The sequence below is a fragment of the Embleya hyalina genome, assembly GCF_003967355.1.
Taxonomy (GTDB): domain Bacteria; phylum Actinomycetota; class Actinomycetes; order Streptomycetales; family Streptomycetaceae; genus Embleya; species Embleya hyalina.
Window position 1 is genome coordinate 14,632 of sequence record NZ_BIFH01000032.1, and the last position, 25,215, is coordinate 39,846.

13 protein-coding genes are annotated in these 25,215 nt (G+C 72.2%); 5 read left to right on the forward strand and 8 right to left on the reverse strand.

What is annotated here, in order from left to right:
• Positions 1 to 192 precede the first annotated feature (192 nt).
• The gene (locus EMA17_RS34405; protein ID WP_126641094.1) at positions 193 to 4,746 is read left to right on the forward strand and encodes an FtsK/SpoIIIE domain-containing protein; all 4,554 of its coding nucleotides are present in this window, start codon (positions 193 to 195) and stop codon (positions 4,744 to 4,746) included.
• Between the two features lie 69 nt (positions 4,747 to 4,815).
• Here the strand turns inward: EMA17_RS34405 and EMA17_RS34410 are convergent, their stop codons facing one another.
• From EMA17_RS34410 to EMA17_RS34420, 3 genes are read right to left on the reverse strand one after another with little or no spacing between them, the layout of a single operon-like run.
• The gene (locus EMA17_RS34410; protein WP_126641095.1) at positions 4,816 to 5,142 is read right to left on the reverse strand and encodes a hypothetical protein; all 327 of its coding nucleotides are present in this window, start codon (positions 5,140 to 5,142) and stop codon (positions 4,816 to 4,818) included.
• 43 nt (positions 5,143 to 5,185) lie between these two features.
• Positions 5,186 to 5,497, reverse strand: a complete 312-nt coding sequence (locus EMA17_RS34415) for a hypothetical protein (RefSeq protein WP_078974492.1) — start codon at positions 5,495 to 5,497, stop codon at positions 5,186 to 5,188.
• A 60-nt stretch (positions 5,498 to 5,557) separates the two neighbouring features.
• Positions 5,558 to 6,331: a hypothetical protein gene (locus EMA17_RS34420; protein ID WP_126641096.1), complete on the reverse strand. Its 774-nt coding sequence runs from the start codon at positions 6,329 to 6,331 to the stop codon at positions 5,558 to 5,560.
• 235 nt (positions 6,332 to 6,566) lie between these two features.
• Between EMA17_RS34420 and EMA17_RS34425 the strand changes: the two genes are divergently transcribed.
• From EMA17_RS34425 to EMA17_RS34435, 3 genes are read left to right on the forward strand one after another with little or no spacing between them, the layout of a single operon-like run.
• Positions 6,567 to 13,889, forward strand: coding sequence for an RHS repeat domain-containing protein (locus EMA17_RS34425; protein ID WP_126641097.1), 7,323 nt, complete (start codon positions 6,567 to 6,569; stop codon positions 13,887 to 13,889).
• Entirely contained in the window at positions 13,886 to 16,510 is a 2,625-nt protein-coding gene (locus tag EMA17_RS34430) for a right-handed parallel beta-helix repeat-containing protein (protein ID WP_126641098.1), read from the forward strand. Before EMA17_RS34425 ends, EMA17_RS34430 begins: the two co-directional genes overlap by 4 nt.
• 2 nt (positions 16,511 to 16,512) lie before the next feature.
• A complete protein-coding gene (locus EMA17_RS34435; protein WP_126641099.1) occupies positions 16,513 to 17,649 on the forward strand; it encodes a hypothetical protein in 1,137 nt (378 codons plus the stop codon).
• Positions 17,650 to 17,748: 99 nt separating this feature from the next.
• On the opposite strand, the gene EMA17_RS34440 is transcribed toward EMA17_RS34435, so the two are convergent.
• From EMA17_RS34440 to EMA17_RS34460, 5 genes are all read right to left on the reverse strand, one after another.
• Positions 17,749 to 18,522 carry a sugar transferase gene (locus tag EMA17_RS34440; protein ID WP_126641100.1) on the reverse strand — a complete coding sequence of 258 codons (774 nt, stop codon included), beginning with the start codon at positions 18,520 to 18,522 and terminating at the stop codon, positions 17,749 to 17,751.
• A 106-nt stretch (positions 18,523 to 18,628) separates the two neighbouring features.
• On the reverse strand, positions 18,629 to 19,786 hold the full coding sequence (locus EMA17_RS34445) for a glycosyltransferase (RefSeq protein ID WP_246127094.1): 1,158 nt from the start codon (positions 19,784 to 19,786) through the stop codon (positions 18,629 to 18,631).
• The gene (locus EMA17_RS34450) at positions 19,779 to 20,594 is read right to left on the reverse strand and encodes a polysaccharide deacetylase family protein (RefSeq protein WP_126641101.1); all 816 of its coding nucleotides are present in this window, start codon (positions 20,592 to 20,594) and stop codon (positions 19,779 to 19,781) included. The genes EMA17_RS34445 and EMA17_RS34450 overlap by 8 nt, the downstream gene beginning before the upstream one ends.
• Complete coding sequence (locus EMA17_RS34455) at positions 20,591 to 22,162, reverse strand: GNAT family N-acetyltransferase (RefSeq protein ID WP_126641102.1); 1,572 nt, start codon at positions 22,160 to 22,162, stop codon at positions 20,591 to 20,593. Before EMA17_RS34455 ends, EMA17_RS34450 begins: the two co-directional genes overlap by 4 nt.
• Positions 22,162 to 23,895, reverse strand: coding sequence for a GNAT family N-acetyltransferase (locus tag EMA17_RS34460; RefSeq protein WP_160161671.1), 1,734 nt, complete (start codon positions 23,893 to 23,895; stop codon positions 22,162 to 22,164). The genes EMA17_RS34455 and EMA17_RS34460 overlap by 1 nt, the downstream gene beginning before the upstream one ends.
• 343 nt (positions 23,896 to 24,238) lie before the next feature.
• On the opposite strand from EMA17_RS34460, the gene EMA17_RS34465 reads away from it, so the two are divergent.
• Positions 24,239 to 25,189: a polysaccharide deacetylase family protein gene (locus tag EMA17_RS34465; protein WP_246127095.1), complete on the forward strand. Its 951-nt coding sequence runs from the start codon at positions 24,239 to 24,241 to the stop codon at positions 25,187 to 25,189.
• Positions 25,190 to 25,215: the final 26 nt, after the last annotated feature.

A 25,215-nucleotide genomic window follows, 5' to 3' on the forward strand; every position in this document is an offset into this window, starting at 1 on the left:
CAACCACCGGATCCGAACCACCCGCGACGCCCACGGCGACCCGCGCGTCCCGGTCGGCCGTCGCGTCCACGGCGGCCGCACCCTCCGAGGCGGGTGCCGCGTGCGGCGCGCTCGGGGCGGCCGAGCCCACCGTCCCGCCCATCACCCCCGCCCGGCCGTGACCGCCGTCCGCGTGCTTCTGGAGGCGATCCCATGCGACTGACCATCACCGTGTCCGAGCCCGCGCGGGGGCGGCGGGAGTCGATCCTGGTCGACGCCCCGGCCGAGAGCACCGTTCGGGACCTGCTCGAACACCTCGCCGATACGCACGATTTGGGCGCGCCCGGCCTGCCCTGTCGGCTCGCGGACACCGTGCTCGACCACGACGAGCCGCTGTCCGCCTGCGGCATTCGCGAGGGCAGCGAACTCACGCTCGGGGCGGCCTCGGCCGACCCGCCCCCGTGCCCCGATCCGCCCCTCGTCGAGTTGCACCTCGCGGCGGGGCCCGGGGCCGGCCGGATCTGGCCGCTGCCGATGGGTACATACGACATCGGCTCGGCCCCGGAATGCGCGATCCGGATCGACGAACCCGGCGTACCGGCGCACGGGATCCGGGTCACGGTCGGCCCGAACGGCCGGGTGCGGGTCGCCGCGCCGGCCGGGAGCGAGATCCGGCTCGGGCGGGTGTACCGGACCGGGGACGACACGCCAGAGCAGCCAATCGACCCCAAGGAGAGGGAGTTCGCCGACGAGCCGCCGCCGGACCCGGAGGCGCCGATCGTCGACGAGGTCGCCTGGGACCTCGGCGTGGGCCTGACCGTGGGGCCGGTACTGCTGCGCCCCGCCGCCCCGTTCGACGCGGGCGCGGACATCGTGCCCTCGGCCGACGGCGCGGGCCTCGACTTCAACCGGCCGCCGCGGATCGTGGAGCCGGTCCAGGGCGGCCGGTTCCGGATCCCGACCCGGCCGCGCGGCTCGTTCCGGCAGCCGTTCCCGATGCTGGTCACGCTCGCGCCGATGTTGCTCGGGCTGGTCATGGTGAAGGTCTTCCACTCCTATTTCTTCCTGATCTTCGCGATCTTCAGCCCGATCATGGCGCTGGCCAACTGGATCTCCTCGCGACGCAGCGGGCGCAAGCAGTTCGTCAAGGACCTGGCCGCCTACCGGGTGCGCAAGGCGGAGGTGCTGGCCGATGTGGCCGCGAGCACGGAGATGGAGCGGCAGGGACGGGTGGACGCGATCCCGGACCCGTCCACGACCGGCCTGTTCGCCACCGGCCCGGGGCAGCGGTTGTGGGAGCGGCGCCGGGTCGATCCGGACCATCTGGTGTTGCGCGTGGGCACGTCGGCGCACACTTCGCTGAACGAGGTCGAGGATCCCGATTCGCGGTCGTTGGAGCGGCGCGCGTCGTGGACGGTGCCGGACGTGCCGACGGCGGTGGATCTGCCGCAGCAGGGTGTACTCGGCGTGGCCGGGCCCGGTGGGCCGGCGTTGCGGATGGCCGGGTGGCTGGTCGCGCAGGCGGCGATCCTGCACAGTCCTCGCGATGTGCAGGTGCGGTTGCTCACCGGGGCGGCGGGGGCCGAGGAGTGGGGGTGGCTGGCCTGGTTGCCGCATGCGCGCGGCACGGTGCCCGGCGGGCCCGAGGTGTTGCTCGGCAGCGATCCGGAGACGATCGCGACGCGGGTCGCCGAGTTGGTCCAGGTGGTTCGGGCGCGCCGGGCCGCCGCCGAGACGCTGTTGCGCAACGCGGTGTTCGCGGAGCCGGACATCGTGCTGGTCGTGGACGGCGCCCGGCGGTTGCGGGAGATCCCGGGGATGACCCAGGTGTTGCAGGAGGGCCCGCAGGTGCGGGTGTTCTCGATCTGCGTGGACACCGAGGAACGTTTCCTGCCGCAGGAGTGCACGGCGGTGATCGGCCTCGCCGACGCGGGTCCGGCACGTGGTCCGGTCGCGACGTTGCGCCGGCACGGGACGCCGACGGTCGCCGACGTGCGGCCGGATCTGCCGACGGTGGCGTGGTGCGAGTCGATCGCGCGGGCGTTGGCGCCGGTACGGGACGTGACCTCGCCGGACGAGGGCGCGCTGCCGGATCGGGTGTTGTTGCCGGAGTTGTTGGCGCTGGATCCGCCGGACCCGGCGACGATCGGCGAGCGCTGGCGGCGACGACCCGCGTCCACGCGGGCGTTCCTGGGTGCCGGCTACGACGGTCCGGTCTCGTTCGACCTGGTCCTCGACGGTCCGCACGCGTTGATCGCGGGCACCACGGGATCGGGCAAGTCGGAGCTGTTGCAGTCGTTCGTGGCCGCGTTGGCGGCGGCGAACCGGCCGGACGAGTTGACCTTCGTGCTGGTCGACTACAAGGGCGGCTCCGCGTTCAAGGACTGCGTCGAGCTCCCGCACACGCTCGGCATGGTCACCGACCTCGACGCCCAGTTGGTACATCGGGCGATGGCCTCGCTCGGCGCCGAGCTCACGCGCCGTGAGCTGCTGTTGGCGATGGTGGGGGCGAAGGACCATGCGGAGTATCGGGGCAAGCGCATGCGTGACGCGGAGTTGCCCGCGCTGCCGCGACTGCTGTTGATCGTGGACGAGTTCGCCACGCTGGTCCGCGAGGTGCCGGACTTCATCCCGGGTCTGGTCGGGATCGCCCAGCGTGGTCGTTCGCTGGGCATCCACATGGTGCTCGCCACGCAGCGTCCGGCCGGGGTGATCACGGCGGACATCCGGGCCAATACGAATCTGCGGATCGCGTTGCGGGTGACCGACGCCGGGGAGAGTTCGGACGTGATCGACACCAAGGACGCGGTGGCGATCTCCTCGTCCACGCCGGGCCGGGCGCTGGCCCGGACCTCGCATCACACGGTGATCCCGTTCCAGACCGCGTACGCGGGCACCGAACGGGTGGACACCAAGGCCGATCCCGAATCGATCCGGGCGCTGCCCGTTCCGGTGGAGCCGGTACGGCCGCAGACCTCGGTGTTGTCCTGGAGCCGGTTGGGTCGACCCCGTCCGCCCGCCGTCGAGGTGGAGGTCGAGCCGCAGCCGCAGCCGGGGGACGCCGAACCGACCACCGACCTCAAGGAGTTGGTCACCGCGATCTCGGCGGCGGCCGCGGCCCTGCCGGACTTCGTCAAGCCGCCGAGCCCGTGGCTGGACCCGCTGCCGCATCGGGTGCTGCCCGCGGACCTGCCGCCGGCCGCGCCGGGTGCCGAACGGCCGCCCGGCGCGCTGGAGCCGGTGGCGTGGGCGATGGAGGACGTACCGCATCTGCAGGCGCGCAAGCCGGTGTTGCTCGATCCGAGCACGTTCGGCCACCTGTTCGTGGTGGGCGCGCCGCGCACCGGGCGCAGCCAGTTGTTGCGCACGATGGCGGCGGCGCTGGCCCGCCGGCACTCCTGCGGTGTCGTGCACATCCAGGCGATCGACGCCGGGGGTGGGGCGTTGGCCGCGCTGGCCGATCTGCCGCACTGCGGAACGGTGGTACCGCGCAACGACCTGAGCCGGATCGACCGGTTGATCTCCCGGCTCGGCGAGGAGTTGAGCAGCCGTCAGGAGCTGCTGTCCCGGCAGGCGTGCGCGAATCTGACCGAGTTGCGGGCGAGCGACGCGCGGGGGTGTCCGGCGCATGTGTTCCTGCTGATCGACGGGTGGGATCCGCTGGCGCCGACGTTGTACGAGTACGACGACGGCCGGGTGATGAACGAGGTGGTGCGGCTCTTGCGCGAGGGTGCGGCGGCGGGGATCCATCTGGTGATGACCTCGGAACGCGCCTTGATCAACGGGCGGTTGTCCTCGGTCAACGACGACATGGTGTTGTTGCGGCTGGCCGATCGGGCCGAGTATTCGGGCGCGGGGGTGCCGCGAACCGCGATCCCGGGGTCGATGCCGCCGGGGCGGATCCTGGTGTCGGGTTCGTGGACCGAGGCGCAGGTGTGTCTGCTCGGCCCGGGTGAGAGCGGGCGCGAGCAGGTCGAGGCGCTGCGCCGGATCGCGGTGGACGCGCGCGAGCGGGACGCGGGGGTGGATCCGGCGCGGCGGCCGTTCGTCCTGGCGCCGCTGCCCACCTCGATCACCTTCGCCGAGGCGTACGAGGCGGTGACCGAGGAACAACGCCGCCCGTTGTGGGGGCTGTTGGGGATCGGCGGCGACGCGGTGGGCGCGGTCGGCGCGGATTTCGCCGACGCGCAGCACACCTTCGCCGTGGTCGGGCCGCCCGGCAGCGGGCGCAGCAACACGCTCGCGACGATGGCGGTGTCGCTCCTGGCGAGCGGAACCCGGGTGGTGGCGATCACGCCGCGCGATTCGCCGCTGCGTCTGTTGCGGGCGCATCCGCTGGTGACGCTGGTGGAGGGGGCCGACTCGGACGGGTCGCGGACCTCGGCGGCGGTGGCGGAACTGGCCGGTCCGGCGGTGGTGTTGATCGACGACGCGGATCTGCTGTCGGAGATGGGGTCGATGGTCGGGTACGCGCTGCGCGACGTGATCGGTTCCGGCCGCGACCGGGGCATCGGGTTGGCGTACGCGGCGACGGCCGAGACGTTGTTGCAGTCGCTCAGCGGGTGGTTGGGCGATGTGCGGCGCAACCGGCAGGGCATCCTGCTGTCCCCGCAGCTCGGTGGGGAGGGTGATCTGATCGGCGCCCGGTTGCCCACCGAGCGGGTTCGCCAGCCGCTGCGGATCGGCCATGCCTGGATCCGGGACCGGAAGGGTTTCCTGGCCCCGGTGCTCGTGCCGCAGACGCAACTGCGCCCCGCCGCCGAATGACGGCGGGGGGCGCGAGGGGCGGACGGCGCGGTTCCCGGTGGTCGATCCACGCGGGAACCGCGGGCCGGGTCAGGTGGTGTGCGCCGGCGGGGGCTTGACGTCCTCGCCGTCGAGGCTGCGCAAATTGCTCACCACGACCTGGAAGGTGTCGCTGAACTGCTTGATCGAAACCATTGCCTTGTCGAGCGAAGTGGTCAGCTCGTCATAGGACTGGGTCATCTGCGGGCTCGTCTTCCGCAGATAAAGGCCACCGTCGGGGTTCAGCAATGCCGTCACGACGCCGCGCAGGCTCTGCAATGCGTCCTGGGTGCTCTTCGCACTGGTCACCATGTCGGTGGCGACGTGTTCGACCTCGGTGATATTGACATCGACATCCGTGCCGGTGGGAGTGGCCATGTCCATCCTTTTCGTGGTGCGGGAGCGGGGGTGGTGGATTCGGTCAGCCGGACTTCTGCAGCGCCGCCTTCATCGACGAGTCGAGCTTCTGCGCCGCCTCGACAATCTTGTCGAATTGCTGGGAGAAGGTGATGATGTTGAGGATCGCCTTTTCCAGGTCCGCGCTCAGCGTCTTGTATTTGGTGTTCAGTTCGTCGCTGCTGAGCTTGAGCCACAGACCGGATCCGGGCTTCAGCAGCGCATCCACCTTTCCCTGGAGTCGGCGAATCTCCAGGACCGCCGCGTCGGACACCTTCTTCATTTCCAGCTGGGCGGTGTGCACCTGGTCGTAGGTAATCTTGAAATCGCTCGCCATGGAGAATTCCTCACTGCGCCGTGATGATGTTTCGAAAACGATTGCCGAACGTGGGTCGGGCTACCTCCGGTCCCGTCCGCCGCCGCCTCCACCGACCGGCGGTCGGTACGGGGGCTCCTTGACGACCTTGGTCCACGGGGATTCGGGGTCCTTGATGTTCGGGTTGGTATAGACCGTGGTGCCGTCTTTGTCGGTGATCGTCTTGGTGCCTCGACCGGCCCCGTCCACCTCGACCTTCTCGGTGCTCACCGAGCCGTCCCGACCTGTGGTGACGGTGTTGTAGGCACCGTTGTCGCCGTAGGTGGTGTGCTCGGTGTAGGTGGTGCCGTGGTCGGTGATGGTCACGGTCTGCTCGGTGACGTTGTAGTTGCCGTCGACCTTGACGGTGACGTCGGTGGTGACGCCGTTCTTGTCGGTGTTCGTGTAGTGCAGGGGTGGCTGGTCGCTCGGTTTCTCCGGCGCCGTCTCACCCTCCTTCGGCTTTCCGTCCGGGTGGGTCCTGAGCCATTCGTCCCAGGCTTTCTTCTGCTGGATCCAGCGATCCAACGGATTACGCCCCGGCGTCGCCGCGAATTGCGCCGCGACGCCGTCGTCCCACGCTTCCGCGCCGTCCGCGACATAACCGAGGAGTTTCGAAAGGGCACCCAGACCGTCCACCGCCTTGCCCATGGGTCCGGACCACGCGGTATAGAAGGAACCGAGCGGGGCGGCCACACCACCGATGTCCGCGGCCGGGATCGTACCGTATTGGCCGGGCACTCCGGTGCCGTAGGTACGAAACTTCGCGGCATCGTCCTTGAACGTATTGGCGAGCAGCGTCAGGGCGGTCGCCATTTTGCGAAGCTCGGTGTAATCGAGGGAAATATCGGGCAAAGCGAACTCCATTCGACAGATCGGCGTCGGGTTCGGTCCCGCACTGCACCCGAACACTGGCGCCGCGTCTCATCATCGGCCAAGATTGCCGGAGAATAAAGAGCCGCAGCGCCCCGTCCCGATATCGCCGATGCGCTGCACCGCCGCCACGAGAGCACCGACATCCGACGCGATCGAACTTCCGCCCGGAGGGCCCATGCCACGCAATGTCGATGCCGCGACGTTGAAAAAGCTGGGATACACGGGCGATCAGACGCCGGGTGATCCCGACTCGATCCGGGACGCCTCGCTGTATCTGGCCGCGTTGGCCAAGAAGGCCGGCGACGCCTCGCTCAAGCTGGCCGGACTGGTGCAGGACGACGCGAAGGCGCCGCTGATGGGCGAGGCCGCCACCGAGTTGCGCAGCCACGTCAAGGACCAGTTGAAGCTGTTCGTGGACAAGCTGGCCCAGGCCACCCAGATCGCGAGCACGGCGCTGTCGACCTACGCGACGGACCTGCTCGCGGCCCAGCAGAAGGGCCAGGAGGCGCTGAACGCGGCGGCCCCGCTGCCCGAGGGCGACCCGGGCCTGGCGGCGGCGAAGTCGACCATGGCCACGGCCCGGACCATGTACCTGGAGGCGGTGGAGAAGGCACGCAAGGCCCTGGCTCCCGCGACCGCGCTCAAGACCAGCCCGAAGACGGTGGCCGAGGAGTTCTGGGACTTCTTCAAGATCTTCACCATCGTGCTGACCGTGCTCGGCGTGCTCTTCGGCGGACCGCTGGGGCTGCTGGCCTTCGGCGCCAACCTGGTCGTGCTCGGCAAGACCATCGCGGACTTCGCCAACGGCAAGGCCACCGGGCTCGAACTGTTCCTGAACATCCTGGGCGTGCTGTTCCCCTCCACCAAGGCACTGCTGCCGGCGCTGCTCAGCGGCCTGAAGAACCTCCTGGTGGGTCTCGGCAAGGGCGCGGTCAACCTGTTCAAGGGGGCCGGCAACCTGCTGTCGCTGCTGAGCACCGGCCTCAAGGGATTCAACCTGTCCGGCTGGCGGTTCGCGCTCGCCTACGCGGGTCTGCTCACCGGCGCGCTCGCGTTCAAGGGCGGGGTACTGGTCGGCAAGTTGCTGGTGTTGCCGTTCAAGGCGATCGTGTGGGTGGGCAAGACCGCGTGGGCGGTGGGCAAGAAGGGCTTCGGCGAGCTCAAGGGTTGGGGCTCGCTCGGCATCCTCCTGCCGGTGGCCGGCGACGAGATCGCCAAGCTGGGGCTCGCTCGGGCACTGAGGATCGGCTTCTGGGAGCGCGGGGTCCTGGGCAGCCAGAAGGACTTCATCCGAGCCGGACTGGCCGTGCCGCCGGCCGCGGCCGGGACCGCGGGCAAGATCGGCGGGCACACCCTGGACAAGCTGCCGATGCCGCCGGGGCTCGGCGCCGGTCGGGACCTGTCCTCGTTCACGGGCTTCGGACTGCACGACATGCCCAGGCTCGGCAGCTCGTTCGACACCGCCGTGTTCGTGCCGGCCGCGAGCGGGTTGTACACCGCGCACCACGGGCTCGGCGTGTACAGCTTCGGCAACACCCTGCTCGGGCACGAGGGTCTGCAGTCGCTCGGCACCACGATCGGTCACGGCGTCACGCCGCAACTCCAGTGGAACTCGCTGCACGACGTGCTCGACCAGGCCGTGGGCGGGACGTCCGCGCTGCACGGCCTCGACGTGGGCGCCCTGTCCCCGCACACGCTCGGCGGCGCGGTGGAGAGCACCCAGTCGTTCGCGAAGAGTGCGATCGGCGTCGGCGAGGAGGTGCGGATGACGCCGCTCCCGGAGATCCGCCGGCTGACCCACGGCGACACCACGCTGACCACGTCCGGCATGGATCGGTTCGTGGCGACGCACACCGACGCGCTCACGAACAAGGTCACGGTCGCGAACGCGGTGCCTGCGCCGGCCCTGCCGAACGCGGTACACACGCCGGGCGCGCCCGCGTCGGTACACGCGCCGAACTCCGGGCAGACGCCGGGTGCGGTCCACACGCCCAACGCGGGCGCCGGAATCGGTGCGGGTGCGGGTGCGGCCAAGGTCGACGTCTTCGACCTGCTCGCGCCGGGAGCGGGCAAGGGCGGCTCGACTCCGCCGCCCCCTTCCGTACCGCCGACGACGCCGGTCGCGCCCGGTGTGTCCGCCCTGCACCAGGACAACGCGCTCAACCTGCTCGCCGGCGGATCCCGCACCGGCGATCAACTCCCGGCCGCCTCGGCTCGGTTCACCCCGGTGGATCTCGCCGGCGGCAACTCGGCCGGCGCCCTGCGGCCGGACCTGGCGGGCGGGCGGAAGGCGATCGACACGGTGTCGGCACTGGTCGGCGAGAAGATCCCGATGCGGGCCGACCCGCCGCCGGTCGGCCACACTCCCCCACCGCCGGCCACACCGACCGCAGCGCCCCCGCCGCCCGTCGTGCCCGGCCGCGAACCGCTGCCGCCGAACGCGCTGGCGAACTTCGGCGCGGAGCAGCGCACGGTCGTCACCAGGGCGCTGGACGACGTGGCGACCGGGCCGGGGCCCGGGGGCAAGTCCACGCAGGGGCTGCCCGGTTCACGGTTCGAGGCATGGCACGACTACTCGCGGGCCCAGTCGGCGTTCGACCGGGCCGCGACCACCGAGCAGGCGCTTCGGACCCGACTGCTCACCGGCGACACCAGTTCCGGCACGGTGCGGGCACAACTGATGCTCGCCACCGCGGAGCGGGCCAACGCCCGTCTGGCGCTGGAGGATGCCACGACGGCGTTGAAGGCGTGGGGCGTGGATCCCCTGCACGCGGCCCCCGCGGTCGCCGAGGCGGTGTCGAAGCTGCGCGGGCTGCCCGGCGGCATGACGCCGGTGGAGCACGTTCTCGACGCGCGGGTACGCGTGCCCGACTCGTGGCCGCGGGGCGGCGGTGCCGTCGGACGCAACGATCCCGTCGTGCACATGTTCCGCAGCGGGGATACGGTCGACCACTTCGAGGTGCTGGGTCCGATGGGCCCGGGTGGGACCCGGCCGCTGCTGCACGACGGCTATCTCCTGTCCGACGGCACCTACCAGGTGTTCCACGGGGAGTTCGGGGCCGACAGCGCCTTCGACATCTGGGCGGACACCTCCGGCACGCTCCGCGCCGCCGGCGAACTTCGCGGCGGGGGACCCAACTTCACGGTCACCGCGGTCGACGGAGACTTCCGGATCTGGGGGCCTCGCGGCGCCGACGGCGGCCACCCGCTGCTCGCCGACGCGCGGCTTCTGGACGACGGGACGTTCCGGGTCTCCGACGGCGCGCCGGGCGACCACAACGGCTTCGAGATCTGGGCGCACGCGGACGAGCAGGTGCTCAGGACCGCGTACCCGGGGCCGGACGGCACGTTCCACGTCCACGAGGGCCCGCGCGGCAGCAGCGACGACTTCGGCATCTGGGGACCTCGCGATCCCGACACCGGCCTCCATCCGGTCCTGGGCGAGGCGCGCCGCCTGCCGGACGGCACCTGGCGGGTCGAGAACCCGGCGAACCGTCCCGCGGGCGACTTCCGGATCCTGGGACCACGCGGCGCCGACGGCGCCCACCCGGTCCTGCGCGACGTGCACGTCGCGGGCAACGGCACACATCACGTCTACGACGGGCCCCTGACCGATCCCGGACGCAACTTCGAGATCCGCTCCGCGGCCGACGGCAGGCTGCTCGGCCGTGCCGAATTCCGGGCCGGTACCGACGATTTTCGCGTCACCAACGTCGGCGACCGGCACTTCCAGACCTGGGGACCCCGCGATCCCGCCACCGGCGCCCACCCCCTCCTCGAGGACGCCCGGGCCCGGGCCGACGGCACGTATCACGTCCATGCCGGCCCTCACTCCGCCCCCGGACAGAGCTTCGAGATCTGGTCCGACACCGAGGGCACCGTCCTCAGGAACGCCGAATACCGCGCGGCCACCGACGACTTCCATGTCACCAACGTCGGCGACGAGCACTTTCAGACCTGGGGACCCCGCGACCCCGACACCGGCGTGCACCCGGTGCGCGAGGACGGGTACGCGCTCGGCGGGGATCGTTTCCAGGTGTTCGAGGGGCCGCGCGGGAGCGCCGAGCGGTTTGGGATCCATGGTCCCGCCGACGCGAACGGTGTCCGGCCGCCGGCGACGCGGCACGGGTACGCGCTGGGCGACGGCACCTGGCAGGTCTACGAAGGAGCCGCGCACGGTCGGCTGGACGACTTCCGAATCTGGGGCGCGGACAACGCCCCGCTCCGGACCGGGACCCGCATCCGGGCCACCGAGCGTTTCCGGGTCACCGACGAGGGAGGCGACCACTTCCAGATCTGGGGCCCGCGCGGCGCGGACGGCACCGCACCCGAGGTGTTCAGGGACGCTCGCCGGCTGACCGACCGGCGGTATCAGGTCTTCGAGGGCCCGCCCACGGCCGCCGACCGCAACTTCGAGGTGTGGGCGAGTGATGCGTTCCGGATCGACCGGAACGGCACCGTGCACGGCGGCAAGGTCACGCACGTCGGGGAACGGGTGGGCGAGACCGGTCACTTCCGGGTCACCGACCGGCTGCGCGACACCTGGGAGAAATGGGACGGCGCCGACCTGGCGAACCATCGGCTGCTGGAGTACCCGCTGAACGGACCGATCCCCGGCGTCGTACGGCGCATCGACCACACGAACGGCACCTGGCAGGACGTACGTCCCGCCGACGCCCCGCTCGGCCACGACGTCGGCTGGGAGCACATGCCCTTCCGCAAGGGCACGGTCGAGCAGTGGCCCGCCGGGCCGAACGGTGAGTACAAGGGCATCCGCACGCTCACCGACGGCAACGGCAACATCGTGCACACTCGCGACCCCTCGGTCGCCGACGGCCACTGGATCGAGGCGGTGCGCGACCACGCCGGCAAGTGGAGGTGGCTGGAGAAGACCGGCGAGGGTCGCACGATCGCCTCCGGTCGGCGCTACGTGCGCTGGGACACCACCGCGTACGACGTGATCGACGGCGTCTTCGACCTCAACGCCCGGCACCTGTTCGGCGGCAAGGTCCGGGACATCTTCCCGCAGCTCGACGGGGGTCGGTTCGTCGCCGAGAAGAACGGCCTCACGGACTGGCGCTGGCAGAAGTGGGACGCCGACGGCGCGCTCCAGGCCAGGGGCCGGCTGGAATATCGGGTCGACCCGAACCTGGGGTTCCGCGCCCGGGTCGCCGAAGTCCGGCTCCCCGACGGTACGTTCCACCGGCTCACCGACGCCGACCGTCCCCTCGTCGCCTTCGAGCGGTTCGCGCCCATGCGCGGCAGCACCAAGGGCGACAAGTTCTTCTCCGCGCCCGACAAGGCCCGCGGCACCCGGCAGTTCACGTTCGACGCGAACGCGCGGCCCGCGGACCAGTTCAAGTACTCCGTCGAGCGCAACTACGTGAACGAGGAGGCGGCCACCTTCACCAAGTTCGGCGAGACCGAGCTGAAGGTCCGGCGGATCTGGCAACAACGCTTCGACACCCCGTTCTTCCCCGGGCGGGTGGACTTCCCCGGCAACCCGGTCACCGGCGACAGTCGGCTGTACCGGTACTGGACCGTCTCGGAGAAGAGCGGCGGGGAGACCACCGCCCGCACGCTGCGCGTGCAGCGTCTGGACGGCACCTGGCAGGACTTCACCGCGAACCGCGAGTTGGTGCGGGAGAGTCGGGTCCTGGCCGACGGCCGCAGGATCGAGTTCACCGCCGACGTCCCGGGGCGCGGCGGCACCTGGCGGGAGGTGGGCGGCACCGGCACCGGGCCGCGGGTCTTCGACGACAACCGGGGCTGGATCGACTACGCCGACGAGGCCCGCACGATCGAGGTCCGCAAGACCGTCGACGCCCAGGGCACGGTGCGCGAGTATCCCGGCGCCGCGGGCGACGCGGGCGCCTGGGTGGATCGCAACCGCTTCGGCCAACTGGTCGCGCGCCGGGACGAGATCACCGGCGGCTTCCTCGAGGCCCACATGCGGAAGGGGCCGGACGGCGAGTTCACCTGGACCAAGCAGGCCACACCCGGCAACCCGCCCTTCGAGGGACCGACCACCGGCACCCGCACCACCAATCGCGCCGGCGCGCGGATGTGGGGCGAGGGATTCGACGACGCGTTCAAGGACTACGCCCGGATCGACGGGCGGAACGTACTGGTCCACGAGCGCAAGTCGCTGGCCGACGGTCGCACCGCGATCATCGAGCGACACGGCGCCGACGACTACCGGACCACGGTCGTCGACCGGAACGGCGCCCCCGACCCGGCCCCCGGCGGTGGTGACGTGCGGCATGTCGGCGCCGACACGAAGATGTGGCGCGACGAGTACACCGACGCCGCCGGCAACGTGCACACCCTCCGCGAGGGGCGCGGCGACGCGATCCGCGAGTATCACGTCGTCGACGGCAGGGCCGATCCGCGGCACTGGGACGACGTCCGCAACGGCACCAGAATCCGCTCCTACGAGCCGATCACGCACGGTGGGCAACCGGTCGGCTACCTGGAGAAGGACATCGCCTACCTCCAGCAGCGCATCTACGACGGCGACGGCAACCTCGTGGTCCACCAGGGCCTGTCCACCCGGATCTTCGAGAAGACGCGGACCGCGGACCCGAGCGTGGTCAACCGGATCGAGTCCAAGCTGCACCCCGACAAGGCCCTGGCCAAGGGCGTCGACTCGCGGTTCAAGCTGGTCGGGCGCGGGGTGGACCATCCCGGCGCGCTGAACGACTTCCGCGGCTACAACCGGGCTCTCGCGGACACCAACCGGCGGCACTGGGGTGCGTACGACCGGCTGACCGGCTCGGCGGAGTGGACCTTCGAGCAGAAGGTGTGGACCAAGGTCGGCATGGAGTTCATGCAGGACTTCGGCTTCTCCGTGCTGGCCGGCATGATCACCGAGTGGATCAACGACGGGAGCATCTCCGGTTCCGACTGGGGGAAGATCTTCCTCAACTCGGCGGTCTCCGCGTCGTTCGCCGGTCTGATGGCCCGCTTCCACGAACTCAAGCTGAAGCCCGGGTCGTTCTCCCCCAAGCAGTTCAAGGACGGGCTCACCGCCAACGACTTCGGCAAGCCGTTCAACACGAACCCCTACTTCGGCGACAACTGGAAGACCGACTGGTCCAACTTCGACACCGCGTTGCGCTGGCGCTCGGGGATGTACAAGTACAGCCTGGGACTTGCGGTCAACCCGATCGTCGCGTTCGTCAACGGGTCGATCAACGCCGCGGTGTTCGGCGACAAGAACGGCGTCAAGCACTACGGCCTGGACGCGCTGAAGTTCGGCGGGGTCGCGGCACTCGGCTCGCTGGCCGGTTCGGCGTTCGGCCCGGGGGCGTTCAAGTTCGCCTACGACGCCTACGCGGCGGGCCGGTTCTGGCGCAAGTCCGGGATCCTGGACCTCGGCATCAAGTTCGGTGAGAAGTTGATCGACGCCCAGCTCAACAAGCTCTTCCAGAAGGCGCTCGGGCTGAACGAGAAGTATCTCTACCCGCCCACGCCCGAGAACGGACAAAAGCCGTGAGTGTGTTCGGCAACCGCGGCAATCGCGGCCCCCGGGGCGACCGCCCCCAGCGTGGTGGTCGACCCGTCACCACCGGTCGCACCATCGCGGAGCTGATCGGTGCCGCGCCCGACGGCGCCCGCGTCCTGATCGCCCCCGGCGAGTATCGCGAGCACGTCGTGCTCGATCGCGGCGTGGTCCTGGTCGCCGAACAGGGGCCCGGCAGCGTACGCCTGACGGGTGCTCACGACGTCGCGCTGACCGTCTCCGGCGGGGTCGGCGTCCGGGTCGAGGGGGTAGTCCTGATCGCGGCCGACGCGGCCGCCCCCGCCGTGCGGGTCACCGGTACCGCCGAGGTCGCCTTCGACGACTGCCGCGTCCTGGGCGGCCGGGTGGAGATCGTCGACACCGCCCGGGTCCGGCTGGGCGACTGCCGAATATCGGCCGCCGGGGTGGCCGGGGTGTCGGTGGCCGACGACGCGCGCCTGTCCATGACGGGCTGTCGGATCTGCGCGGTGGACGGCGCGGGTGTGCTCCTGACCGGGTCGGCCACGGTGACCCTCGCCGATTCGGTGGTCACCGAGGCCGGCGTCGGCCTGAACGTGCGGGACACCGCGAGCGTGCAGGTGCGCGGCTGCGCCTTCGTCCGCTGCACGCACAACGCCGTCCTGGTGGAGAACGAGGCCATGGCCGGCCTGGACGCCTGCCGCTGCACCGAGAGCGGCGAGGACGCCGTACTGGTGCGCTGCGTCGCGAAGTTGACCATGCGGGGCAGTGCGGTCGACCGCGCCGGGGCCTCCGGGGTGGCCGCGATCGGGCAGGCCTCGGCGAACGTCCTGGACTGCCAGATCGTCGGTGCCGCGCTCAGCGGCGCGGTCGCCGACGAGGAGTCCCGCCTCGACCTGGTCGGCGGCCTGATCCGGGCCACCGGCGCCAACGGCGTCTTCGCCCGCGGGTCGGCCCGGGTCGGCCTGGACGGCGTCGTGATCGCCGACACCGCGTTCACCGCCGTGCACCTGGACGAGCACGCGCACGGCGAACTGGCCGCCGTCGTGCTCGGCCCCACCCCCGAGCACGGCCTGTGCGTCGCGGGCGCGGCCGGCGTCACCGCGACCGGCCTGCTGGTGCGCGCCGCCGAGATGACCGGCATCCACCTCGGCGGCACCGGTACCGCCCGAGTGCACGCGTCCGCGGCGCACCGCTGCGGGATCGGGCTGCGCGTGGACGAGGGGATCGACGCGGAGATCGAGGACGGCACGTTCGCCGCCACCGGGCGGGCCGGGATCGAGGTGGGTCCGGACGCCCGGCCGACGTTGCGCCGGGTCCGGGTCGCCCGCGCCGGCACCGCCGGGGTGGTCGTGCACGAACGCGCGGCGCCCGTCCTGGAGGACTGCGCGGTCACGGACAGCGCGGGCTCGGCGATGGTGGTGTGGACGGACGCCGCGCCCGTGGTCCGGGCCGGCGCGCTCACCGGCGCGGGCAAGAACGGCGTGTACCTCAAGGGCGGCGCGGGCGGCGAGTTCACCGACTGCGTGCTGGGCGGCTCGGCCTATCCGGCGGTCTACGTGGCCGCCGGCGCGGCGCCCGTGCTGCGCGCGTGCACGTTCCGGGACTGCCCGGGCGACGCGACCATCGAGGATCCGGAGCAGACCTCGGCGGTGTTCGCGGACTGCGTGGCCCGGGGGGTCGCCGAGGTCCTGGTGTCCGGCCGGGGCACGGCGCCGCCGGCGGGCCCGAACGGTGTCGTCGAGGGCTCCGACGCGGCGGGCGACGCGCCGGAGCCGCCGGCGGATCTGGGCACGCTGCTCACCGAGCTGGACGCATTGGTCGGACTGGCCCGGGTCAAGCACGATGTGGCCACACTCGTGCAGTTGATGCAGTTGGTCCGCCGCCGCGAGGAGGCCGGTCTGACCCCGCCGCCGCTGAGTCGACACCTGGTGTTCGCCGGCAATCCGGGTACCGGCAAGACCACCGTGGCACGTTTGTACGGGCGGATCCTGGCCGCGCTCGGCATGCTCTCGCGCGGTCACCTGGTGGAGGCCGATCGCGGTGCGCTGGTCGGCGAGTACGTCGGGCACACCGCACCACGCACGACGGCGATCTTCCGCAAGGCGCTGGGCGGCGTGTTGTTCATCGACGAGGCGTACTCGTTGACGTCGGCGGGCGGCAGCGACTTCGGGCAGGAGGCGATCGCGACACTGGTCAAGCTGATGGAGGATCACCGCGACGACATCGTGGTGATCGTCGCCGGCTATCCGGACGAGATGCATCGCTTCATCGACTCCAACCCCGGTCTGGACTCGCGGTTCAACCGCACCGTGGTGTTCGAGGACTACGCGTCGGTGGATCTGGTGCGCATCGTCGAACACCAGGCCGCGGCCTACGAGTACACCCTCGACGAATCGGCACGCGCGGGCCTGTTGGCCTACTTCGAATCGGTCCCGCGCGACCGGCGGTTCGGCAACGGGCGTTCCGCGCGACAGGCCTTCCAGGAGATGACCGAGCGGCATGCCCGACGCATCTCCGCCATCGCCGAGGTGACCCCCGAGGATCTGGTCTCCCTGCGCGCACCCGACCTCCCCGATCTCGTTCCGGCCGCCGGCGATCCCGCCCGGGCGGCCGAACCGACTGCGAAAGGCTGAACATGGCCGAACCACCCAACCCGAACGCGGACTTCCAGCGCGCGTTCGCCCGCTCGGTGCGCACGCCGATGCGACCGCTGCGGCCCGGCCGCCGGGTCTGGGCCGTGAGCCTGGGCATGCCGGTGCTGGCCGCGGCCGGTCTGGCGGCGGTGACCGTCGTCTCCGCGATCGACCTCGGCGGCGACGACGGCGCTCGGCGCAAGCCGGTGGCGCAGGCCGCGCCGATGCAGGACAAGCCCGTGGAGGTGCTGCCGAGCGGTGGCTCGGCGGCGCCGCAGAGCGCTCCGAGCGCCGGGAGCGGCACCGGCGACCCCGGCCCGACCGGCGCGGGCACGCCCGGCGGCGGCGCGGCGTATCCGCCGGGCTATCCGTACCCGAACGGCGGCTCCTCCGGCGGGGGCGCGTCGGGTGGCGGCGGCGCGTCGGGTGGTTCGGCGGCGGGCGGCTCGACCGGCACGTTCGGCGGCGGCGGTTCGACGCCCGACGCGCGGAACCCGGCCACGGGTTCGCCCGGCGGCGGGGGCGGTACGGCGCCCGCGCCCGGTGGCGGCAGCCCCGGCGGTTCCGGCAACAAGCCGGCCCCACCGCCGGTGCAGCCCGATTCGTTGGCCCCGAAGCAGACCTTCGTGGGCACCTCGGGCTACGGCTGCGCGAACAACGGCGCGAGCGGTTTCGCCGAGGTCGGCCGCTACAGCGACGGCTCCAAGGGCTGGTACACCGTGGGCAGCGGCGGGTGGAACAAGGACGGCTGCAACGGGAAGTTCGACGCGGTCCCGATGTCCGGGGACAAGAACAAGGACGACTCGAGCGCGCGCGTGTTGTGGTGGTTCGACGTCGGCAACGCCTCCAAGCGCTGCCAGTTGAGCGTGTACGTGCCCTCGGGCAACGGCCGCGACGTCGGCGGGAACCCGGCCCAGTACTACGTGCTGCGCTCCAGGGACGATGACAAAACCGGTGCCTGGTACGGCCAGTTCCAGGTCGACCAGGTGGGCAACAAGGGACGTTGGGTGAGCGCGGGCACCTTCCCGGTGACCAACGGCAAGGTCGCGGTGAAGCTGGTCACGCGCGGCGTCGACTGGGGCGGCACCGCGGGTGCGCACCTGGCGGCCGGTCAGGTCCAGGCGAGCTGCACGGGCTGATCCGAGGACGCGGCCGGCGCCCGGCCCAAAACGACGATGTCCGTGCTCGATCCCCACGATCGGGCACGGACATTCGCACGTCTCGGTGTAGCCTCGGCCTCAGGACACCTCTTCGGCCAGCGAGTCCCCCGCGTGCCGCTGCGGGGGCAGCAGGCGGGTCGGATCCACCGGCGAGTGGGTGATCGGCCCGCTCCAGACGATGGGTCTGGGCAGCGGGAACGCGTCGGTGCGCGGGGTACGCACGGGCGCGGGGCGCGGCTGCTGCTTCGCCTCGGCCGAGGTGCCGGTCTCGGCCGAGGCCGGCACCGGGAAGCCCGGGTTGACCCCGCCGGCGGCGGTGATCCCGGACGGGCGCAGCAGTACCCCGACGGTGCGCCACAGGATGACCAGGTCGAGCCGCGCGCCTCGGTTGCGCACGTACCACAGGTCGTACTCGATCCGTACCGGCCAGCTGAGCGCGTTGCGGCCCTGGACCTGCGCCCAGCCGGTCAGGCCGGGGCGCACGTCCAGTCGGCCGCGCTGGCGTGGGCTGTAGTGCACGACCTGGCTCGGCAGCGTCGGCCGGGGGCCGATGATGCCCATGTCCCCGCGCAACACGTTGATCAGCTGCGGCAGTTCGTCCAGGCTGGTGGTGCGCAGGAGTTGCCCGACCCGGGTGATCCGGGTCGCGTCGGGTTCGTCCGGATATCGCTGGTCGAGCATGGTGCGGAACTTCAGGATCTCGAAGTCGCGGCCGTGTAGGCCGCTTCGGGTCTGACGAAACAACGCGGGTCCACCCATGGTCGCGCGGATCATCACGTGGATCGCGAGCAGTACCGGTCCCAGTAGAACCAGTGCCACCGCGGCCACGGTGATGTCGAACAGTCGTCGCATGCCATGCCCCTCCCCTGGTGTGGCGTTGGATTGTGGTGTTCTGCGGGCGCCGGTGGCGTCTCCCTCACCGGCCGGCGCCTCGTGTGTGCCTCAGTGCCTCGGTGCCTCACGTCCAGCCCAGGCCGCGGCGCGCGGCCACGGCCCGGTAGGTGTCGATCGAGACGCGGGCCACGCGTCGTTGGTCGAACTCGGCCAGCGCGCGGCTCCGGGCCGCGGCGCCGAGTGCGGCGCGCAGGTCCGGTTCGCCGATCAGGCGGTCGATCGCGGCGGCCAGGGAGCGGGACTCCCCGGCCGGCGCGAGCAACAGGTGTTCGCCGTGGGTGCCGATCTCGCGGCAGCCGCGGATGTCGCTGAGCACCATGGGCAGCGCGCACGAGGCGGCCTCCATGGCGGATCGTGAGAAGCCCTCGCGGTGCGAGGGCAGTACGAAGACGTCGAGCGCGTTGTAGACGGCGGGCATGTCGGCGCGCGCACCGACGAATTCGACGGGCGAGTCGTGCGCGGCCCGGGCGATCGCGTCGGGCTTGTCCGGGTCCTCGGGTCCGATCCAGACGAATCGGGCCTTGCCCGCGAGCAGTCCGGCTGCTTCCACGTATTCGAGGATGCCCTTCTCCGCGACCTGCCGCCCGACTCCGCCGACGAGGAGTTCGTCTTCGGCCACCCCGAGTTCGGCGCGGATCGTGGCGCGGGCGACCGGATCGGGGCGAAAGCGGGTGAGGTCGGTGCCGTTGCCGACCACGCGCGAGCGCCACCCGGGCACGGCCCGGCGCAGCGTGGCGTGGTCTGTGGCGTTCTGGTACAGCTCGGCGTGCGAGGCACGGGCGGCCAGGCTCTCGGTGCCGAGGACGAACGCGCGCCGGGCCCACGGGTCGCCGGGGCGGATCCACAGGCCGTGGCAGGTGTTGACCACGACGGGCACCTTGGCGGCGCGGCCGAGCAGGCGGCCGAGCACGCCGGTCTTGGGGTTGTGGGTGTGCAGCACGTCCAGGCGCAACCGGCGCAGCGTGCGCACGAGTTCACCGGCCGCGGCGGCGTCGCGGCGCGGATTCCAGGCCCGGGTGAGCGAGTTCAGCGGGACGTGGGTGACGCCCAGCGCCTCGATCCCGGGCACGTAGGGGCCGGCCGCGCTGATCCCGAAGGTCTCGAAGCCGGCGGCGACGTCCTCTTCCAGTTCGGTGCGAAGCAGCAGCGCCAGGCTCATGTCGATGGTGGTCAGGTGGGCGATCCGCAGCGGGCGCCCGCCCGGTCCACGTGGCTCACGCATGCGCACCGGCCCTCTTGCCGAGGCCGACCACGGCCGCGTAGGCGCGTTCCTGGCCGAGCCGGCCGCCGAGCTTGGCTCGGAAGAACGCGGGCGGATCGGTGCGCCGGACCGGGACCCGGCGCAGCCGGATCGGATCGCAGCCGGGCCGGTTGCGGCCGAGCACACCGGTGGCGGCGCTGCGGAACCGGCAGCGCAGCGCGTGTTCCATGTCCGGGACGGCGACGCCCCAGGTGTAGGCGAAGTGCGCGGGGCGGCGGCCGAGTCGGCGTTCGATGTCGTCGGAGGCGTCGTCGAGTTCGGTCGCGGTGAGCGCTTCGGGGCGGGCGTGGCTGCGGGTGTGGTTGCCGATGGTGGCCAGTCCCGAGTCGGCCAGTTCGGCCACCTGGTCCCAGGTCAGCGCGGCGGATCCGCCGCTGGTGCCGGTGGAGCCCTCCCAGCGCATCTCGGCGTCGATGCAGCCGGTGGCCAGGTAGAGGGTGAACGGCAGCTTGCGGGCCCGCAGTTCGGGCCAGGCGTTGGCGTACACGTCGGCGAAGCCGTCGTCGAAGGTGAGCACGATCGACGGGGTGGGGTCGCCGGCCGCGAGGCGGTCCACGGCGGTGTCCAGGGAGACCACGTGCCGGGCGGGCAGCAGGTCGAGCTGGGTGCGGAACGCGTCGGCGGGCAGGTCGAGTTCGTCCCGGGTGCCGCCGCCGACGCGGTGGTAGATGAGCAGGGTGGCACCGGGTGCGGGGTCGCGGGCGAGGGCGGTGGCGGCCAGGCCGCGCTTGAGCGTGGTGCGCACGCGGTCGCCGCTGATGGCGGTCATCGGGTCGTGCCCTTCGAGGTGAGGCGGGTCGGGCCGGTGCGGGCGACCGGCCACGGAACCGGTTCCGGTTCCCGGCGCAGGGGCGTGCCGGGGGTTCCGGCGGGGTCGGGCAGGTACAGGCGCAGCGTCTCGCCGAGGGCGGTGGCCACGCTGCGTGCGGCGTCCTGCGGTTGCCGGTCGTGCGGCCGGGTGCGGTCGGCGCCGAGGGCGGCGACGGTGTGCACGGTCCGGTCCGGGCCCAGGTGTACGAGGGTGTGCGGTTCCTCGCCGACCAGCCACCAGGTCTCGCCGCGGGCGCGGCCGGCGTCGACCGTGTCGGTGCCCCGGTAGCCGCAGGCGAGCGCGATCGCGCGGTTGTCGGCGAGGCCGGCCTCGTGTACCGGGTCCGGTTTGTCGCCGCCCTCGTGGGGATTGATCGCGGGTGGGATCACCGTCTCGGCGACCAGGTCCGGCTCGACCGGGGCGGTCTTGGCGCGCCGTACCCGCAGGTGTTGCTCGACCGACATCCGGGTGGCCCGGGCGAAGCCGCGCGCGGGCAGGGTGATCGCGAGCAGGCGTCGGTCGCGGACCGCCTCGACGTCCCACAGGGCGGGGCGTTCGGGGGCGAGTCGCAACTTCTGCGGGGTGCGGGTGGGCATCAGGTCGACCAGGCGCGGCCGGGTGCCGGCGGGCCAGGGTTCGGCCAGGACGAGTTCCTGGGCCTGCCACTGCACCACGGTGCCGATGCCCAGGGCGGCGAATCGTTCGTCGTAGGCGGTGGAGTGCCAGGTGGCCACGTCGCCGAGGCGGAACCACAGGTGCATCGCGGCCGGCACCCCGTCCACGCGCAGGATGTACAGCCGGGCCCAGTCGTGTCGCGCGGCGCGGGCAATCAGGTCGCGCCGCGCGTCGGCGGCGGCGGGTTGGAGCGGGCCCTTCCAGCTGCGGGCGAACAGGTCGGTGTAGACGGCGAAACCGGCGTCGAAGTCGTGTTCGCGGGTGCCGGGGCCGCCGATCCGGTCGACGGTCAGGTCCCACTGCGCGCGGACCCGGGTGGCGAAGCGGTGCGCGTAGCGGTCGAAGCTGCGGAACCGGGCCCGGTGGCCGGCCCAGCCGCCGTCGACCCCGGCGAGCATGTCGCAGGCCTTCTCCCGGGCGTCGACGGTGTAGCCGCAGGCGCGCAGCCCGGCGATCAGGCGGTGCGTCTCGGGGTCCCGGCTGGGCATGCGGTGCAGGCGCAGTTCGCGCACGCCGGTGCGGGCGAGGGCGTCGGCGATCGAGTCGGCGCCGTGCGGCTCGTCGGGGTGTACCACCACATGGCTGCGGGGACGGCGGTGTGCGGAGAAGACGCCCCAGCGGTCGGGGCCGATCCGCTCCAGCGGGAGCAGCGCGCGCGGTTGATCGGCGGCGTCGAGCACGGAGACCACGCGGATGTCGTCCAGCGGGTCGTGGTGGCCGTGCAGGGTGGAGGCGAACCAGGCGTGTGTGTCGAACGGGTCGGCGTGCACGCCCCGCGCGGCGACCAGGCGGTCCCAGGAGGTGGCGAAGGCGCCGTCGATCTCCAGGGGGTGCATCGGGCGGGCCCGCATCAGGCCCCCTCGGCCCGGCTGAGCGCGCCGGGTGCTCCGTGTGCTTCGGGGACGCCGGCTGCGTCGGGTGCTCCGGGGACTCCGTGCGCTCCGGGTGCGCCGTGCGCTCCGGGTGCGTCGGCGGCCCCGTGCTCGCCGTGTTCCCGGCCGCCGGGGTCGGCTTCGGCGTCCGGGGCGGCGGCCGCGTGGTCGGCGGCGTCGGGGTCGGCGTGACCGAGGGCGGCGTGGTCGACGACGCCGGGATCGAGCCCGGTCCAGGTGCGCGGCCAGCGCAGGCGGGGGTCGCGCACGGGTACCTCGTCCAGGTAGCGGACGGGCGACGCGAGCAGGTCGGCGAGCATCAGCGCGATCGCCTCCAGGGTGTATGCCGGGTCGTAGCGCACGACCTCGCGCAGGGTGGGCACCGGCTCACCGATGTCGACCCGGGCCACAGCGAGGGGGCCCGCGCCGATCCGATACCAGCGGTCGTCCGGTCCCCAGTCCGCGCGCATCTCCTCCGGGCCCCGGCGCGCGCAGGCCACGGTGAGCAGGCGCAAGGTGGGCTGGTCCAAGGTCAGTTCGGGGCTGGGTCGGGCCGGCACCTCGGTCGCCGGCCGCGCCTCCAGCCGGCGGGCGGTGCCGGCGTGGCCGGGCGGGACGGCACCGACCCGGGCGCGCAGCCGGCCCATCCGGGCGCGCGTGGCGATCGGTACGGCGCGCTGCACCTCGCGGGCGCCGCGCAGCAGCGGCAACACCCGGCGCGGTACCCGGGCCGCGCACACGTCGAGCAGCGCGGGTCGTTCGCTGCTGACCCGGTCCTTCAGCGGGCTCGCCCCCGGCAGCAGGTCGATCAGCGTCAACCCGCCCTCGGCGAAGGCGAGTTCCTGGGCGCGCCAGTGCACCACGTTGCCCGGCGACAGCAGCGCCGCGGCCGGGTCGTAGGCGACGGTGTGCCAGTGCATCACCGGGCCGATCCGCACGCCGAGGCAGGACGCGATCGCGCGGTCCTCGGCGTAGAGCACGTACAGCCGGGCCAGGCCGCGTTCGTCGAGCGCGCGGGTGAGCAGCCGGCGGCGTTCCGGGGCGGCGCCGAGTCGGCCCTTCCAGCTCAGGTCGAACAGTTCCTCGTGGTCGGCCAGTCCGGCGGTGAGCGGCGGGCCGCCCGGGGCGCCGTACGCGACGACCCGCAACTTCCACAACTGGCCGGCGCGGCGCGTGGTCTGTCCGACGGCGCTGTCGAAGCCGCGATGGCGCGCCCGGTAGCCGGACCAGCCGTCGGGGGTGGACTCGATCATGTCGGTCATGCGCTCGCGCACGTCCACCGCGTACCCGGCCTCGCGCAGCGCGCCGAGCAGCGCGTGTGTGGCCGGGTCGCGGCTGGGCACGCGGTGCAGCGTCAACTCGCGGATGCCGAGCCGGCGCAGTTCGCCCGCGAGCGCGCCCAGCACGTCGGGGCGCGGTTCGGGAGTGCCGATGACGACACGTGTCCGTTCGCGCTGGCCGCGGCCGAGTTCGTGGGCGCGGCCGGTCGAGTCGAGTTCGAGCGGCAGCAGGGCCAGTGGCCGATCGCCGACGAACACGGCGGGCACACGCACGTGTTCGGCGCGTCGTGGTCGGGTCGCCAACCACGACGACGCCCACGCGTGGGTGTCGAAGACGTCTGCCTGTACCCCCCGTCCGACCACCATTTCGTCCCACGCGCGAGCGAGATCGCCATCGATCTCCTCGGCGCGCAGGGTCGATGCACGATTCATCGCCCGGCCCCCACCTCGCGGTCCCGATGTGAGCAGCATCGGAACGTTTGTGCCCGACCGGCGCCGCCGCCCCCACACGGTCGGGGCTCGGGTCGCCCGCCGACCAGATTAGGCCGGATGGGTCACGCGTGAAGGGTGTTTCGCGATCCGTCCACGAGTCGTGGGTGATGTTCCGCGATATCCGACGTTCACGACCTTGCCATGACGTGGCGGGAGTTCGGGCGGATGTTCGGTGTCGGCCGGGCGGACGTTCGGTGTCCGGCTGACGAGAGGTGACCCCGCTGTTACGGTTCCGGCAGCGGGGGCCGAAAGGCCGGGGAGCCGCGGGACCGGGGAGGCGCGGGTGGGCGGTTCGAGGGTGGGGATGTTGCGGTCGTCGGTGCGGTCGTCGGTGCGGGGCGGTGGTGACGCGCTGTTGCGCCGGTCGCCGGCGCAGGTGTGGTTCGCCCGCCGGTCCCGGTTGCGGCTGGCCGTGCTCGGGTATCACGGGATCTCCGATCCGGCCGTGTTCGCCGGGCAGTTGGACCGGCTGCTGCGGATCGCCCGGCCGGTGTCGCTGGACGAGGTGGAGGCGGCGCTGGGCGATCGACGCCCGCTGCCCGCCCGGGCGGTGTTGTTGACCTTCGACGACGGCGAGCGCAGCATCCTGGAGCGGGGTCTGCCGCTGTTGCGCGAGCGCGGCATCCCCGGGGTGGCCTACGTGGTGGCCTCGGCGATCGATTCGCGCACGCCGTTCTGGTGGCACGAGGCGCACCGGTTGGTCGCCGCCGGGGCGCGCGTGGCGGGCGAGCCGGCGCGGTCCCCGAGCGGGTGGGTCGCGTATCTCAAGACCGTGCCGCAGGAGCGCCGGTTGCGCCTGCTCGCCGCGCTGCGCGAGGGGCACGAGCCGGTGCTCGGCGAGCAGTTGACCGGCGCGGACCTGCGCACGCTGGAGTCGGGGGGAATCCGGGTGGAGAACCACTCGCTCACCCATCCGCTGCTCGACCGCTGCTCCGACGCGGACGTGCGGGCCGAAGTGGTGGACGCGCACGAGCGGTTGACCGGGCTCCTGGGTCGGGCGCCGAGTTCGTTCGCGTATCCGAACGGCAACTGGGACGTGCGCGCCGAGCGGTTGCTCGACGAACTGGGTTACCGTTCGGGCTTCCTGTTCGACCACCGGCTCGGACCCCGGCTTCCCGACCACCCGTTGCGAATCTCCCGCCTGCGGGTCGGCTCGAACACCCGCCCGGATCGGTTCGCCACCATCGTCTCCGGGCTGCATCCGGCCGTGCACGCGTTGCGCGGCGGGCGGTGAGGGGTCCGGTCCGGTTCGGCGTCGGC

Bases quoted from the DNA above. Each gene is read 5' to 3' on its own strand.
- EMA17_RS34405 (WP_126641094.1), top strand. From the start codon at position 193: ATGCGACTGACCATCACCGTGTCCGAGCCCGCGCGGGGGCGGCGGGAG.
- EMA17_RS34410 (WP_126641095.1), bottom strand. From the start codon at position 5,142: ATGGCCACTCCCACCGGCACGGATGTCGATGTCAATATCACCGAGGTC.
- EMA17_RS34415 (WP_078974492.1), bottom strand. From the start codon at position 5,497: ATGGCGAGCGATTTCAAGATTACCTACGACCAGGTGCACACCGCCCAG.
- EMA17_RS34420 (WP_126641096.1), bottom strand. From the start codon at position 6,331: ATGGCGACCGCCCTGACGCTGCTCGCCAATACGTTCAAGGACGATGCC.
- EMA17_RS34425 (WP_126641097.1), top strand. From the start codon at position 6,567: ATGCCACGCAATGTCGATGCCGCGACGTTGAAAAAGCTGGGATACACG.
- EMA17_RS34435 (WP_126641099.1), top strand. From the start codon at position 16,513: ATGGCCGAACCACCCAACCCGAACGCGGACTTCCAGCGCGCGTTCGCC.
- EMA17_RS34440 (WP_126641100.1), bottom strand. From the start codon at position 18,522: ATGCGACGACTGTTCGACATCACCGTGGCCGCGGTGGCACTGGTTCTA.
- EMA17_RS34445 (WP_246127094.1), bottom strand. From the start codon at position 19,786: ATGCGTGAGCCACGTGGACCGGGCGGGCGCCCGCTGCGGATCGCCCAC.
- EMA17_RS34450 (WP_126641101.1), bottom strand. From the start codon at position 20,594: ATGACCGCCATCAGCGGCGACCGCGTGCGCACCACGCTCAAGCGCGGC.
- EMA17_RS34455 (WP_126641102.1), bottom strand. From the start codon at position 22,162: ATGCGGGCCCGCCCGATGCACCCCCTGGAGATCGACGGCGCCTTCGCC.
- EMA17_RS34460 (WP_160161671.1), bottom strand. From the start codon at position 23,895: ATGAATCGTGCATCGACCCTGCGCGCCGAGGAGATCGATGGCGATCTC.